The organism is Neptunomonas sp. CHC150 (genome assembly GCF_030397555.1).
Classification (GTDB): domain Bacteria; phylum Pseudomonadota; class Gammaproteobacteria; order Pseudomonadales; family Balneatricaceae; genus Neptunomonas; species Neptunomonas phycophila.
The window spans coordinates 103,765-118,652 of the sequence record NZ_JAPNXU010000009.1; the positions used below are offsets into that span (position 1 = coordinate 103,765).

General features: G+C 44.5%; 16 protein-coding genes. 10 read left to right on the plus strand and 6 right to left on the minus strand.

Annotated elements, in window-relative coordinates; all coding sequences use genetic code 11:
* Positions 1-21: 21 nt before the first annotated feature.
* The 3 genes from OW491_RS11305 (at position 22) to OW491_RS11315 (ending at position 1,079) form a co-directional block, all read left to right on the plus strand.
* Complete coding sequence (locus OW491_RS11305; RefSeq protein ID WP_290036055.1) at positions 22-309, plus strand: hypothetical protein; 288 nt, start codon at positions 22-24, stop codon at positions 307-309.
* Entirely contained in the window at positions 275-499 is a 225-nt protein-coding gene (locus tag OW491_RS11310) for a DUF1499 domain-containing protein (protein ID WP_290036057.1), read from the plus strand. Before OW491_RS11305 ends, OW491_RS11310 begins: the two co-directional genes overlap by 35 nt.
* 127 nt (positions 500-626) lie before the next feature.
* Complete coding sequence (locus tag OW491_RS11315) at positions 627-1,079, plus strand: DUF302 domain-containing protein (RefSeq protein WP_075171975.1); 453 nt, start codon at positions 627-629, stop codon at positions 1,077-1,079.
* Positions 1,080-1,152: 73 nt separating this feature from the next.
* Here OW491_RS11315 and OW491_RS11320 read toward each other — a convergent pair whose 3' ends face one another.
* On the minus strand, positions 1,153-2,811 hold the full coding sequence (locus OW491_RS11320) for a diguanylate cyclase (protein ID WP_290036059.1): 1,659 nt from the start codon (positions 2,809-2,811) through the stop codon (positions 1,153-1,155).
* A 158-nt stretch (positions 2,812-2,969) separates the two neighbouring features.
* Here OW491_RS11320 and OW491_RS11325 point away from each other — a divergent pair, with 158 nt between their 5' ends.
* The 3 genes from OW491_RS11325 (at position 2,970) to OW491_RS11335 (ending at position 4,878) form a co-directional block, all read left to right on the plus strand.
* On the plus strand, positions 2,970-3,710 hold the full coding sequence (locus OW491_RS11325) for an AraC family transcriptional regulator (protein WP_075171977.1): 741 nt from the start codon (positions 2,970-2,972) through the stop codon (positions 3,708-3,710).
* 68 nt (positions 3,711-3,778) lie between these two features.
* Positions 3,779-4,159 (plus strand): VOC family protein, encoded by a 381-nt coding sequence (locus OW491_RS11330; protein WP_290036060.1) that lies wholly within the window; start codon positions 3,779-3,781, stop codon positions 4,157-4,159.
* Between the two features lie 188 nt (positions 4,160-4,347).
* A complete protein-coding gene (locus OW491_RS11335) occupies positions 4,348-4,878 on the plus strand; it encodes a prepilin-type N-terminal cleavage/methylation domain-containing protein (RefSeq protein ID WP_075171979.1) in 531 nt (176 codons plus the stop codon).
* A gap of 29 nt (positions 4,879-4,907) precedes the next feature.
* Here the strand turns inward: OW491_RS11335 and OW491_RS11340 are convergent, their stop codons facing one another.
* Positions 4,908-5,906, minus strand: coding sequence for an NADP-dependent oxidoreductase (locus OW491_RS11340; RefSeq protein ID WP_290036063.1), 999 nt, complete (start codon positions 5,904-5,906; stop codon positions 4,908-4,910).
* Positions 5,907-6,012: 106 nt separating this feature from the next.
* Complete coding sequence (locus OW491_RS11345) at positions 6,013-6,900, minus strand: LysR family transcriptional regulator (protein WP_075173460.1); 888 nt, start codon at positions 6,898-6,900, stop codon at positions 6,013-6,015.
* 103 nt (positions 6,901-7,003) lie between these two features.
* Here OW491_RS11345 and OW491_RS11350 point away from each other — a divergent pair, with 103 nt between their 5' ends.
* The 4 genes from OW491_RS11350 (at position 7,004) to OW491_RS11365 (ending at position 9,881) form a co-directional block, all read left to right on the plus strand.
* Positions 7,004-7,870, plus strand: coding sequence for an MBL fold metallo-hydrolase (locus OW491_RS11350; RefSeq protein ID WP_290036066.1), 867 nt, complete (start codon positions 7,004-7,006; stop codon positions 7,868-7,870).
* Positions 7,864-8,484: a DsbA family protein gene (locus OW491_RS11355; RefSeq protein WP_277253543.1), complete on the plus strand. Its 621-nt coding sequence runs from the start codon at positions 7,864-7,866 to the stop codon at positions 8,482-8,484. The genes OW491_RS11350 and OW491_RS11355 overlap by 7 nt, the downstream gene beginning before the upstream one ends.
* Before the next feature lie 136 nt (positions 8,485-8,620).
* Positions 8,621-9,259, plus strand: a complete 639-nt coding sequence (locus tag OW491_RS11360) for a methyltransferase (protein ID WP_290036068.1) — start codon at positions 8,621-8,623, stop codon at positions 9,257-9,259.
* A gap of 151 nt (positions 9,260-9,410) precedes the next feature.
* On the plus strand, positions 9,411-9,881 hold the full coding sequence (locus tag OW491_RS11365) for a DUF1456 family protein (protein WP_075171983.1): 471 nt from the start codon (positions 9,411-9,413) through the stop codon (positions 9,879-9,881).
* 35 nt (positions 9,882-9,916) lie between these two features.
* Here OW491_RS11365 and OW491_RS11370 read toward each other — a convergent pair whose 3' ends face one another.
* Genes OW491_RS11370 through OW491_RS11380 form a run of 3 tightly spaced genes read right to left on the minus strand, consistent with a single transcriptional unit; the run spans position 9,917 to position 14,872 of the window.
* Positions 9,917-11,041 carry an ABC transporter permease gene (locus OW491_RS11370; protein WP_075171984.1) on the minus strand — a complete coding sequence of 375 codons (1,125 nt, stop codon included), beginning with the start codon at positions 11,039-11,041 and terminating at the stop codon, positions 9,917-9,919.
* Between the two features lie 3 nt (positions 11,042-11,044).
* On the minus strand, positions 11,045-13,822 hold the full coding sequence (rbbA, locus tag OW491_RS11375) for a ribosome-associated ATPase/putative transporter RbbA (RefSeq protein WP_354669562.1): 2,778 nt from the start codon (positions 13,820-13,822) through the stop codon (positions 11,045-11,047).
* A 54-nt stretch (positions 13,823-13,876) separates the two neighbouring features.
* A complete protein-coding gene (locus OW491_RS11380; protein WP_290036070.1) occupies positions 13,877-14,872 on the minus strand; it encodes an HlyD family efflux transporter periplasmic adaptor subunit in 996 nt (331 codons plus the stop codon).
* Positions 14,873-14,888 lie beyond the last annotated feature (16 nt).

Genomic DNA, 14,888 nt, shown 5'->3' on the forward strand with positions numbered 1-14,888 from the left:
GCAGGCCTAGTAGGGTTAGCTTTGTTGGCTCCAGTTATCATTAGCTCTGTTAAACCGGCTCAGTCGTTCCCGCTCATACACGATATAACAACAAACACGAACAATCCGCCTGCGTTTTTGGTGTTGGACGAGAGCCGCAAGGGGGCTAAAAATTCCCTTGTGTATGGTGGAGCCGAAGTAGCTGAGATGCAGAAAAAAGCTTATGCCGATATTGCACCTATTCAGACGAGCAAGACAGCCCAACAAGCCTTTAGCGAGTCTTTACGTGTTGCAAATGAAATGGGGTGGGAGGATAGTCGCTCAAGATGAAAATGCTTTACGCTTTGAGGCGTCAGCTCGTACCCCTGTTTTTCAGTTTGTTGATGATGTCGTCGTGACTGTGACAACTGAAGGTAGTGCAAGCCGTGTTGATATCCGCAGTGTTTCGCGTATTGGCCGCAGCGATAGAGGCGCGAATGCAGCACGTATTAGAGAGTTCATAGAAACTTTTGATCAATAATGCACTCTCAATGAGGGTGTATATGCCTGTCTACAAGGATGTGTATTAGTTCTAAGTAGATCAACATGCCATTTCTATATGTGTGTGGTGCGGCGGTGCATCAATTTATAACTAAAAGAGGTGTCTCATGGTTAAGTCATTATTGTTGGGTGTTGCTTTAGCTGTGTTTTCATTATCGGCCAGTGCTGAGGACAGCTTGGTGAAGTATGAAAGCATTTACTCAGTAAAAGAAACGGCCGATCGTTTCGAAAACATAGCTAAAAGCAAGGGGTTAACTGTATTTACTCGAATTAACCACCAGCAAAATGCTGCTAATGTGGGTTTGGAGTTGCGTCCAACCGAAGTGATTATCTTTGGTAACCCCAAAGTGGGTACTCCACTCATGCAATGCTCACAAGATGTAGCGATCGATTTGCCGCAAAAAGTGATGATTACTGAGGACTCAAATAATAAGGTTTGGTTGTCTTATAACAATCCTAATTACCTTGTACAGCGTCACAGTATTGAAGGATGCGATGAAGTGATTAAGAAAGTATCGGGTGTATTAGGCGCACTCTCTACGGCTGCAGTGGCGCAATAGCGTATTTGTATGGCTCTTTAGGATCTAGTAAGCGGCTATACGGTGTTTATTAGATCCGTTAGATGTGTTCCTTTCATGCCCTTGGGGTTTGTATAGGCGATTTTTTGGCAACTTTATGCTCGTACATAAGCCGGTCAGCTTTCTCTAAAACGCTGTTGTGGTTTTGTCCCTCTTTTCCGTTGACAATTCCGTAACTAATACCAACGGTTGGCCAGCTCTCTTGAATTGATTTTTCAATCTCTCCAATAATGGTTGTTAGTTCAGTGTTTAGGTTGGTGTTTGAGCTACTTGTTTTGTTGATGACCCAGACAAATTCATCGCCGCCATGCCTAAATACTTCCCCTAAATGGCGAATGCGTTGCTTCATTAATAAAGAAACCTCTTTTAATAATTGGTCACCTGAAGCGTGCCCCATGTTGTCGTTAATGGATTTAATACCGTCTAAATCAATATAAACAACAAGATAGTCCTCGCCTAAAAGGTTGAGCTTTTCGCTTAATGCAAAACGGTTGCCGACTTTTGTTAGTGCATCTACACGGGCTTCATAGAGCACTTTTTTATACGTGTTTTGCCTTATCAAAAGCCATTCAGCTAAAGACAATAAAATGCACAAACAATCTATTACGATAGCGACTAAAACAACCATTTCGGGATATAACAAACCATCAAAATGACCTGTATGAGCCGCCAAAATATAGATTACCGCGAGCCCATAAACGACATTGCCGGTTAAATAGTATTTGGCTCTAAAGTCCTTTTTAGACCACATGATGATGCCTATATAAATGCTCAATGGGGACCATATAGCCGCGAGAATATGAGCAAATTGGTAGGCGATATCAAACGGAACAAAGGGCAGCATAAGGGTGGCGACTGCCAGAACTAGGGCCATGAATATGAGTAAGCGATGTAAGCGTGGGTTTTGAATCTTGCATTCAAAAAGCCGTGTGGTAAAGAAAGCCGCAAACGCATTGATGATCGGGAAGATATATAGTGCGCCATAAGTCATGTTAACGCTGGCATAGCTAAATAAATCGTTAGCCAACCCAGAGGTAAATACCCAGCTAAGAGCATGGGACCCAAGGTATCCAGCACACCAAAACGATAGGACCTGTTTCGTTTTTACTGCTATTAGAAGCGCGATGAAGGCTAGCGTGAACATAATGGCAATGCATGACAGGGTGATACTGTTAATCGCAAACAGATACTGGTAAAACGCCGGTTGAGAGAAAAACGTTAGATTGACAGGCGTGGCGAATTTTCTCGCGCTAATAAGCACCCACAGGCTTCCTTCTTCTTGATCTTTGAGTACAAGAGGAAAGGATTGAGCGTGCATTAAGTGCGGCATGTCTTTGTCGTTTGTTTGTGAAAACTCGGCTATGAGTTGAGGTGAGCCGCCAACAGGCTCCCAATAAGCAAAACCCTGGTCAACATAGTTAGAGTTAAGCACAACATATTTATTCTGCTTTTGGGATGACCTTAACGATATCTTTGTTATGTAGGTTCCGGATTTATCAATGATGGCGCCTTTTTCTTGCGCGGTATTAACCAAGCTAGGAGTCCAGTTATCGTAACGGGCGGGGGGATTGTTTACCCTATGCCATATTCCGTTGTCTTTTATCACGATGGTGGTATCTGTAATACTAATGGCTTCTCTGGCTTGCGATGCAGTGGCTACAAAGCAGAGAAGGCACACGGTCATGTACAGAAAAGATTTCGCTAGTTTAAACATTATTAAGTAACTCAAAAGCGGTGTAGCGACGGTAAAGAATAAAAAAATGTTAATTTTGTTGTTAATTGTAGACTAAAAATTAACATTCACACGGCTTAAGCGGTTAACTTGCTTCAACGGCGACGATTTGAAAATGAACAGATTCAAGGAAGAGTAGTATGTACGATCCTATTCAAGATGGTATCGAAAAAGAGGCTCGCTCGTTGTCCTATAGACAGGAAGAGCCCCCAAGCGAGCTTGCTGAAGTTGTGCATAGCTATTGGGAACTTAAAACAGAGGTGCCGTTAGCGGATGATTTTCTGTTACATGCAATACCGGATGCGTGCGTTAACATCCTTTTTAATCAAAAAGATACAGAAATTGCTGGAGTTACAGCCTTACGTACGACTTATGAAGTGCTAAATTTGGGTAAGGACTTTCATTATGCAGGTATTCAGTTTTTTCCGGGAGCTTGGCAAGGTGATTTAAAAGAGACTTCAGATAGCTTTGTTGGGACGCCGTATCAGGGAAGCTTGCCATTAGTCGCCGCTAGTGAAGCGCTCGCTAAAGTGGGCTTTGAGTGTAAGCAGTCTATATTATCTGACTTAGTGCTGACGCTAATGGAGCGAAAGCTGGTAGCCGTTAATACCGTGACCCAGGCGATTTTATCGAATTTAGCAGACATTAAAACGGTGGCAGATATGGCTGCTGTAACTCATATGTCGACTCGTCAATTACAACGCAGTCTTAAGAAGGCTACGGGCTTTGCCCCGCATGATTTTCTTAAGGTGATCAGGTTACAACAATCATTTAAACAGCATTACCTCGAAGCGTATACGGATCAATCCCATTTTATACATTCATTTCGTAACATTACCGGATATACGCCTGCCGAATATTACCGAAAATATGTTGTCTGATTTATACAATACCTAAAAACCGCTGCCCATTAGCATGATCTTACTTTCACTAGAGACAGGAAATGATCATGAAGCATAACGCAATTGGATGGTTTGATATTTACGTAAACGATATGGAAAGAGCAGCGGCTTTTTACGAAGCGGTATTTGACAAGGAGCTGGAAGACTTAACCGACCTAACGGATAGCCGAGTGCTTATGAAGGCGTTCCCTACCGACATGGAATCATACGGAGCAGGCGGGGCGCTTGTTAAAAGAGAAGGGGCTGGGCCCGTAACTGGCGGAACGATTGTATATTTTGGTGTCGAAGATTGTTTGTCTGAGCAGGCAAAGGTCAGCGAGGCAGGCGGCAAAGTTGTCCAGCCGAAAACGTCCATCGGTGAGTTTGGTTTTGTGAGTATTTGTATGGATACCGAAGGTAACTTGTTTGGCCTTAGCTCAATGCAATAACGATCTACCTAATTGTTGGCCGTGAATCGGCGGCCAACCAATTTTTTATGTATTTTTTACGCAACATCTTTCTGATTTTTATACACTTTTCGTATTCTTGAACTAAGATTATTCCAGTAATTTTAGGTGGTTGTCAGATCAAGTAAACGTTTGAATCAAACGTTATTTAGAAGAGGTGTCGAGCGTAAATGGTCCAACATGCATTGTTAAGAAAACCGCAATCGGGTTTTACAATCATCGAGCTTGTTGTTGTTATCGTTTTGCTGGGGGTGCTTGCGGCTACTGCACTACCGCGTTTTATTGATATTAGCACAGACGCTCAAAAAGCGGTCTTACAATCGATGGGAGGATCCATTCTATCAGCTGCCAATTTAGTGCATGCTAAGGCCGTCATTCAAGGCGTTAGCAATGAGCCTTTAACGACAATTGATCTAGATGGTGATGGCGTCGATGATGTTGAGATTAGATACGGTTACCCAAGTGCCAGTCGAAACAATGGTCTTTCCAAAATAATGGGTGGTGACTTTTCTACCGGTTGGACTTGGTCTACAACCTATGGTGATACGCGCTTTTGGTTGACCACCGCAAAACTCGGTGGCCGTTCTGGTGTGTATGTGAACCAAACCGCTGTGTTAAACAGCGGCTGTTATATTTTGTATGACCCCGCGACAACTCAAGGGGGATCACCTGCTGTTAGCTATGTAACGACTAACTGCTAAGCCAAGAGTACGTACTAAGGGGGGTAGTATTAAAGGCGCACCATTAGCTTTCCTTTGTTGCTACCCGTCATGAATAAGTTGAGCCCAGAAATAGCAGAGGGTAAGCCTTCGAGCACGTGAGCGCGGTATTGTATTTTACCTGCTTTAACATGAGGGACCAGCTGAGCCAATAATGCCGGTGCGTTGTGTAAATGGTCAGGCATGGTGAACCCTTGGATGGTTAAGCGCTTTTTAATAACGTTTAACCAACTCGGGCCGGGTCTCGGCGTCTCAAGGCTGTAGTCTGCGATTAAGCCGCATACTGCGATACGCCCGTGAGCATTCATTCGGTTGAAAACCGGTGTTTGGATAGCGCCTCCGGTGTTTTCGAAGTATAGATCGATTCCATTGGGTGTAAGCGTTGCCAAATTTTCTTCGAGCTGTTCTTTTTTGTAGTTTATAGCGCCATCAAAGCCGAGTTCGTTGACTAACCAATCGCATTTTTCATCACTGCCGGCTACACCAATAACGTGTAGACCTTCCGCTTTACCGAGTTGGCCAACAATAGAACCAACAGACCCAGCTGCCCCTGAGACTACAAGAGTTTGGCCTGTTTCTGGCTTTAATACATGATAAAAGCCTTGGGTAGCGGTTAGGCCTGGCAATGAGAAGACTGATAGCGCCATTTCATCGGACAGTGACGGGTCGAGTTTGGTAATGCCTTTACCGTCAGTCGCGATGAGTGTTTGCCATCCGAACATCCCCTGAACTTTGTCACCTACAGAAAAGTCGGGATGGCGAGACTCAATTACCTCACCGACACCATTGCTGCGCATAATATCGCCAAGCTGAACGGGCGGTATGTAGCTATCGGTATCGGACGACATCCATCCAAACATAGCGGGGTCGAGTGAAAGGCTGGTTTGGCGTACCAGAAACTGACCGTCTTCAATAACTGGGCGGGGTTGTTCTTCAATTTGAAATAGATCTTCGGTAATAGGGCCGCCTGATGGGCGAGCGATTAATCGAATCGTTTGGTTGGTTTCCATGTGTAAAGCCTTTTGCCGTTTTGGTTTATGCGTATGCATATTACTGATGTGTTGGATACGATAAACCAGATAAAGTGCGACACTTTGTTGCTAGATTTAACCTCCTTCACCACTGGGGTAGCTGAAAATAGGTGTCTAAATAATCAATTAAGCTTCTGACTGTGGGGGAGAGGTGCTTTCTGGAAGAGTAAAGTACGTAGACCTGTAAATCGTTTGGCTTCCACTCGGGTAAAATATGGACTAACTGCCCACTATTGATGTAAGCGTTAGCTAAATAGGTAGGCTGTAATGATATTCCAGTGCCGTTTAGTGCGGCATGTAGCAGGGTGGTTGCTTCGTTAGCGGTCAGTCGGCATTTAATAGGAACTGATTCAAACAGGTCGTTTTGCGATAAATGCCAGATATGCCGTTCAAAGTTTTTATATCCTAGACAAGCATGGAGAGCTAAATCACTTGGGTGGTTTATAGCTGCATTTTGGCTAATGTAGCTAGGCGAAGCGACAATAACGGACTCGCATACGCTGATTGGCTTTCCAATAAGAGAAGGGTCAGGCTTAGAAGCTAAGCGTATAGCCAGATCAATGCTCTGTTCCGTCAACCCGGTCACGCCGTCATTCAGGTCAATATCGATTTGCACTTTGGGGTGTAGTGACATGAATGCGGCTATTGGTTTCATTAATTGTGAGAATCCAAAAGACATGCTGGTGGCAATCCGAATCGTACCCGCAAGCTCATCGTTGTCGGTTGCTTGTAAGGCTATTTTTTCTGCTTGTTGTAACCAGGCTTCAACTTCTTTCAAGCATGCCTGTCCTGCTGTGCTTAAAGAGACTTTTCGTGTGGTCCTATTAAATAAACGTATCTGTAACCAATCCTCCATCGCTTCAATATACCGGGTGACCATAGCACGCGACATGTCGAGTCGGCTTGCGGTAGCGGTAAAGCTAAGCGAGTAGGCTACATCAACAAAAACTCTGGCGGCGGTTACTCTGTCCATCTTATTTGCTCGATTTATGAAATAATAATGTTCATTTTCTTGTATTTTTCTGAGCATCTCAACTCTTTATCATGTGTTAAACCTTTTACATGTGGAGAACTTTATGAAAAGAATTTTAGTCGTCTTGATAAGTGTGTTTATTGCTCAGTTTGCCATTGCGGATCAAAAGAATGGATTAACTTTGGATGTTTACACGGCTGACAGTGGAAGTTTTGGTGTCAATGCCACTCTGGTATACGGGGAAAAAGAAGCATTATTAGTTGATACAGGCTTTACCAAAGCGGACGCATTGAGAATTGCAGCAAAGGTACTTGATTCTAAGAAAACATTAAAAACCATTTTTATTAGTCAGGCTGATCCCGACTATTACTTTGGTGCAGAAGTGCTGCATGGGATTTTTCCTGATGCAGAGATCATTACGACGGCAGCTGTGAAAGAAGCCATCGAGAAAAAGCTGGAAGGTAAGCTCGCATTCTGGGGGCCTAAAATGGGCGCTAATGCACCGGTAAAACCGATTATTCCGGCTGTTTACGACGATTCATCTTTATTGGTTGATGGTCAGATTGTCGAGATCATCAAAACTGAAGGTGTGTTAGCACATCGTCCGTATTTATGGATTCCTGAGAATAAAGCGGTGCTAGGTAATGTAGCGGTGTTCGGTAATATCCATCCTTGGATGGCCGATGCTCAGTCCGTAGAGATGCAGGACGCTTGGAAAGACCAACTCAACGAAATGCTAGCGTTAAGCCCGAGCGTTGTTATCCCAGGTCACATGACTCAGGAGACTAAGTTAACGAGCGAAGCTTTCAAGTTTACACTGAACTATATAAATGATTTCCAAGAGGCTAAAGCGGCCAGCAAGAATAGCGCTGAAATGATAGAGATCATGACCACTAAATATCCAAACGCAGCGGGCCTTCTTAACCTGAACATTGCAGCAAAAGTGCACAAAGGTGAGATGCAATGGTAAAGGTGCATTACTTTTTTGATCCATTGTGTGGATGGTGCTACGGAGCCTCGCCGTTAATTAAAGTGCTAGTCAATACCGCTGGGTTTGAAGTGGTTTACCATCCTGGTGGTATGATTCCGCGATTACCTATTGAGCCTGCTTTTAGGCAACATATTCTTCAGGCTGATGAGCGCATCGCTGAGCAAACCAAAGTACAATTTGGTCAGGCTTACAAAGATAGAGTATTGAGTAAAGAAGAGCTAATACTCGACTCTTACTTAACAACCCGCGCCTTTTTAGTGGGTATTGAGATGGGGGTTAATGCGTATCAAATGCTCAAGTCCATTCAGGAGGCCCATTATGTCCATGGGGCCAAACTGGATGAGAAGGAGTCGTTGAAGAATATCGCTTTATCCCTTGGCCTTGATGGCAATGAGTGGGATGACCGGATGGAGTTATCCGAGTCGAATTTGTATAGTGAGTTGGAAGCAAGTCATACCCTGATGAAAGAGCTTGAGGTGTCAGGTTTTCCTTCTGTTATTGCTGAACTTGACTCTGGATTAACGCGTCTACCTCTCAGTGCCTATTATGATAACGCCTCGGGATGGAGCACGTATTTGAGCACATTAAGTTAGTTTGTTAATGGTTCAGGTAGCCGGTTGATACATGACGTAGCTTCTACGTGGCTTTTTTATGAGGGGTGTTTTGTTGTACAAAGGTATAATTGAGTTAACAAAATAAAAAGCTGCATGAAAAGGCCTACAAAGTACAGTGATTGAATCAATTGGAGTTACCGAAAATACGTCGGCAGTGATGACGTTTACACGCGGCTATTTAGCGCTTTTTTATACGCTTGTAGCCGCATTTTATACGATAAGAATCATCGTAGGTAAGCGAAGCGCTCACGCGGAATTGGTACACCCAGGCGAGCGGTATTGTGCGTCTTGGTGGAACCATATGACTTTTCGGGTGTTTCGGGTGGTTATCTGGTTGGTTTGCGTGTGTCGCTACTTTTTTCCTGCCACGGATTCTGTGTTAGGCTGTTTTACCCTCTTAAATCACCCAGAAATTATCCTTTTGGGTGATCTTCTTCTGGCGCTTGGTTTTTCTACTGTCATTGTGATTCATACCACTATGGGGAACCATTGGCGCTCTGGTATTGATAATACAGGGCCTAAAAAGCTCATCACTCATGGCTTTTTTCGTTATTCACGTAATCCTATTTTTCTAGCCGTTGCGTGTGCGCAGGTTGGCTTTTTCTTAGCTTTGCCTTCGGTCTTTACCTTAATTTGCTTACTGGTGGGCTTGTATATTTTGCACCGACAAGTGCTGTGTGAAGAGTCGCATTTGTTACGGATGTTCCAGCAAGACTATGTTAACTACACGTTCAAAACGGGTCGGTGGCTTTAGTTTTTTTGTTAAACATCCTGTAAACCTGTGGGAAAGTAGAGCATTTATGCGTGCTTAGGTGATTAGATTACAAGGTTAGTTGTGTTATCTGGTATTGTGCACCTCTAAATGCGATTTTATTTCGCTCACTTCTTATTTATAGAGCTTGCTTGTGACCAATAACGATATCTTACGCCGTCTTCGCTACACCTTTGATTTTAATGATTCCAAAATGATTGAGGTTTTTCGCTTGGCTGATCACCAAGTGACTCGGGCTCAGGTTTCTGATTGGCTAAAACAAGAAGATGATGAGAAGTACGTGCGTTGCAGTGATAAAGAGTTCGCTATCTTTTTAAATGGTTTGATCAATCTTAAACGCGGTAAAAAAGAAGGCGCTGCACCAGAGCCGGAGCATCGCTTAAATAATAATATTATTTTCCGTAAGCTAAAAATTGCGCTCAATATGACCGCTGAAGATATTTTGGATGTTATGCATAAAGCCAATAATCAATTGAGCAAACATGAGTTGAGCGCTTTTTTCCGCCGCCCAGATCATCAAAACTACCGCGAATGTCAGGACCAAGTACTACGTAACTTTTTGTCAGGCATACAGGAAAAATATCGCAGTAAACAAAGCAGCTAATGAGTTTTTTCAGTAACGCTTAGTCGTCTTAATCGTTATTGATTAGCTGAGATTGAGCGTCGAAATAGCGCTAGGCTGGCGATAAAAAATGTCGAGCCTAATCCTGTCATGATTAAAAGCTGTGGCCAGATTATAGACAGCCCCGCGCCCCGGAAAACGACCGCCTGAGAGAACGCCATGTAATGACGTGACGGCAAAAACCAAGTGGCAGGTTGGATAATCTGAGGTTGGCTTTCTATCGGAGACATCCCACCTGACAGCATCATTATTGGTATAATAACCATCATTAACAGTAACGCGAATTGCGACATGGTTCGGGCAATTGTCGCTAAAAATATTCCAATAGCGGCAGCAGCAAAAAGGTAAATGCTGGTGCCGGCAACCAATAGAAGACGCGATCCCGCAATGGGTACGTCAAGATAGTTTTCTACAATTAATAGCATGCAAAGTGAAAACGCGATAAGAATAATCAGCCCATTTGCCCACACCTTGGCGATGACGATTTGGAAAGCATTAATCGGCATTACCAGTAAATGTTCGATGGTGCCATGCTCTCTTTCTCGCAGTAGTGCGGCGCCTGTTAAGATGATAGTGATCATGGATATTTGGTTGATGAGTGCGTTAATAGCCCCAAACCACATCCCCACGCCATTGGGATTAAAAGCTCTACGTTGTACCAAATTAACGGCGGATGTCGGGGTCGTGTCGGAACGGTTTATGAAGTAATTTATTTCGGTATTAATGATGTTTTGAATGTAGCTGTTACCTAAACTGGCTTGGGTTACAGCGGTGGCGTCAATATCAATTTGTATAGCGGGTTGTCGGTGTTGACGTATATCTTTTTCAAATTGTGGTGGTATCGAGACAACAAACATGTATTTGTCTTGGTCCATTGCATCGTCTACTTCGGCCGGTGTAATCAACACGGGCTGTTTAAAATACGGAGGGTAAAGGGCGTTAGCAATCGCACGGGAGAGAGTGGACTGGTCCTCATCGATGATGGCAATAGAGGCGTTATTAACTGATTCACTAATGGACACGGCTTGCGCGTAAATCGCCAAACTAAATGAGTAGATGATCAGTAACACCATGACTGCATCACTAAAAACGCTACGCAATTCTTTAATACCTAGCCAGAATATATTGAGCCATCCCTTCATTATTTACGCCTCTTGCTTCTTTAAAACAGTGGCTGCTATCGCAATGAATATAGGCCCAAATAAGGCGAGCTTAATGATGTCGGGCAGTAGGGAATTCAGGCTTAAGCCTTTTGTAAAAGCCGCTACGCTAAGGTGCATGTAATAGGTAGCTGGCCAGAGCGCCCCCACTATTTTACCTGCGCCTTCCATGGTGGATGTTGGCTGTATCAAACCTGAAAAGTTAATGGTTGGCATCATGGTTAAAATGGCTGTAGCAAATACGGCGGCAACTTGCGAAGCTGTGAGTGAAGAAATAAGTAGCCCAAAACCGGTGGCAGCAAAGGCGTAGAAAAACGCCCCCAACGATAACCCTAGTAGGCTGCCCTTGAGAGGGACACCCAGTAAGAAAATAACCAATACCGTTAAAATCGCAAAGTTGATCATGCCAATGGCTATATAGGGTAGTTGTTTACCGATCAAAAACTCTAAACGACGAGTAGGCGTCACGTAGAAGTTAGTGATAGTGCCAATCTCTTTTTCGCGAGCCATACTCACAGCCATTAAAATTGCGGGGAACAATAGTAATAAAAGTGCGGGCGTTTTAGGGCCTATCGAATAAATCGTTTCAAATGAGGGGTTGTAGCGATACCTCGATTCGATAGTAACGCTTGCGTTAGCTGAGGCATCGATGCCAGCGTCAGTTGCAAGCTCGTAAAGATAGTGTGTGTGTCCGCCTGAAACGTAACCCGCTATGGTGCCCGCTCGCGTCGTATTGGCTCCATCTATCCAAGCCGATACGCTGGGTGTTTCTCCTTTTTTTAAGTCTCGCCCAAAACCAGAGGGGATCTCGATCGCTAATGTAATTTCATTTGATTGTAGTTGCCGCTCCATGGCATCTACGCTTTGCAGTGGCGCTTTTTCAACAAAATATCGAGAACCACTAAAGTTGCTGAGATAGCGGCGGCTTTCAGGGGTTTGATCTTGGTCATAAGCCGCATAGGCTAGGTCTTCCACATCAAGTGATACGCCGTAAGCAACCACGATGAGGAGAAAGGCACTGCCAATAAAAGCAAAAACTAAGCGTATGGGGTCTCGAATGACTTCTACCGATTCACGATAACTAAAAGCGATTAGCCTGCTAAAGCTAAAGTTCTGGGGGTGATGCCGGTGCTTTTCAGCTGTGGGTGGAGGTGTTTGGATAGGCTCTGAAGGAAGTGTGGTCTTTGTGTGTTCTTTATTATGTGTAGACTCTATGGCTTCTTCTAAATACGCAATAAAGGCCTGCTCTAAAGTTTTCGCTTGCTTTGCATGTGTTAATGCTTGAGGGCTATCACATGCCAATACTTGGCCAGCGTGCATCAATGATATGCGATCACATCGTAAGGCCTCGTTCATAAAGTGTGTTGAGATGAAAATGGTGACTTTGTCCTTTCTTGAAAGCTCTATTAGAAGGCTCCAAAATTCGTCTCGGGCAACCGGGTCTACTCCAGACGTAGGCTCGTCTAGGATGAGAATTTCAGGTTCATGAAGGACGGCCACGGCCAACGATAAACGCTGCCGTATGCCCAATGGCAGGGATGAGGCTAACGCATGCATGTGTTCAGTTAAGCCAAAGCGTTCAACTAACAGAGATATGCGCTGTTTTGATTTTTCCGGTGATAGATGAAATAAGCGAGCGTGTAAGGTTAAGTTTTGTGCTGTAGTGAGTTCACCGTATAAAGAAAAAGCCTGTGTCATAAAACCAACACGGTTGCGAGTTTCTAGGTCATTGGCGTCTAGTGGCTTTCCAAACAAATACGCTTCGCCTTTCGATGCAGGTAAAAGGCCTGTTAGCATTTTCATGGTGGTGGTTTTGCCGCAACCATTTGAACCTAAAAAACCAAAAATTTCCCCCGCTTGTATATCAAAGCTGACATTATTGACGGCAGTGAAATCGCCAAAGGTGCGGGTTAGTCCTTTCGCTACAATGGCTGGGGTATCATCAGTTTTTTGGAGTGCTGGAATCGATAATTTTGTGGCTTCTCCTGACTGGTTGTGTGGTAACAGCTTTATAAAGGCTGACTCAAGGTCTTGAGTATTGGTTTTTTCTTTTAGAGCCTGTGCGGAGCCTGTGGCTAGAACGCGCCCATTATTCATGGCAACCAGCCAGTCGAAACCTTCGGCCTCATCCATATAGGCAGTGGATACGAGTACACTCATGGTGGGGCGTTCATTTCTAATGGAGGTGATCAGCTCCCAAAACTGTCGCCTTGAAAGCGGGTCTACGCCTGTTGTTGGCTCGTCGAGAATAAGTAGATCTGGGTCGTGTATAAGCGAGCAGCATAGACCTAGTTTTTGTTTCATGCCGCCAGATAACTTGCCGGCGGGTCTGGATAAAAAGGGCGATAAGCCGGTCGCCTGTGTTAACCGATGAATACGGGTTTTACGTTCTGAGGCCGCCAAGCCGAATAGCTTCCCAAAAAAGTCTAGGTTTTCCTCTACGCTTAGCTCTGCATATAGGTTCTTGCCTAAGCCTTGTGGCATGTAGGCGATACGTGGGCCTATTGATTGACGATGTATAGCCGAAGACATGTCGCCTTCTAAAACGTTTAGCGATCCTTGTTGCAGTTTACGAGCGCCAGCAATAAGACCCATTAAAGTCGACTTGCCAACACCGTCAGGGCCCAATAAACCGATCATTAAACCTGATGGAATATCTAAAGAGATTTGATCGATGGCTTTACTCTGCTGGTATTGATGGGTCACGTTTTGTATGCGAACAACGGGAGGCGGTAAGGGGGCTGTCGTTGTCATTTTGTGCATAGTGTAAATACCCGTAGGAGTATGTGTTTTAGTGAGTTACTTTTTGGCTCGGCGCTATTGAGCCAGCGTTTGGAGGAACTCTGGCCATGGGCCGATTTCCTCGCCGGGTAGTGGCGTTAACTGAACGTAGGCAACCCCGCGAATACCTGTCTTCACTTGGTTTATATGCTTTAAGACGAGTGTTTGAGGGACACGAACCTTGACACGAAACATCAACTTATCGCGCTCACTAGCGGTTTCCACTTCTTTGGGGGTGAACTGTGATTCGGGGGAGACAAAACTGACTGTGGCAGGTATTGCTGCCTCTAAAATATCCAGCTTTATTCTGGCTTGTGCTCCAATAGCAACGCGATTGACTTGTGATGAAGGCAAGTAGAGCTCCATGTACACATCAGATAAATTAACTAACGTCATCACCTTTCCACCGCTACCTATGACTTCTCCAGGTTCCGCTAACCGGTAAAGAACACGGCCAATACTGGGAGCACTTAGAACGGCATCATCGATCTGAGTTTGGATTTCAGTTTGGCTAGCGAGTGCGGCATCGACGTTGCGTTCCCTAGAAACAAGAGCGGCTTGAGCCGCTTTAACGTCGGCATTAGCGACGGCCACTTGGCTAATGAGAGTGTCATTTGATTCTTTGCTAGCAAACCCTTTTTTAGTCAGCTCTCGTGAGCGGGATAACTCTTGCTGCGCGAGTGTGAGTTTTGCTTTTGCTTGCGCAATGGAGGCTTGCGCTGAAGCAACTTGGCTTTCAGCACTAGCGACCTCTGCTTTAGCACGTAAAAGTTGAGCTTTTAGCTGTGCCGTATCTATTGTTGCGAGTGTATCGCCTTGTTGGACTAGTTCACCTTCTTGGGCGATGACATGCTCAACGCGGCCAGCAATTTTACTCGATACATCCACTTGTACCGCCTCAATTCTGCCGTTACCGGAAGCATACCCTGATGGTAGCTCGGGTTGGTTGATGTTGTTCCATATTAATACACCACCGATGACGGCTAGTGCGAAGAGTAAAAGAATTAGAGCTTTTTTGAGGCTGGTACTCATGTCTTACCTTTCCCTA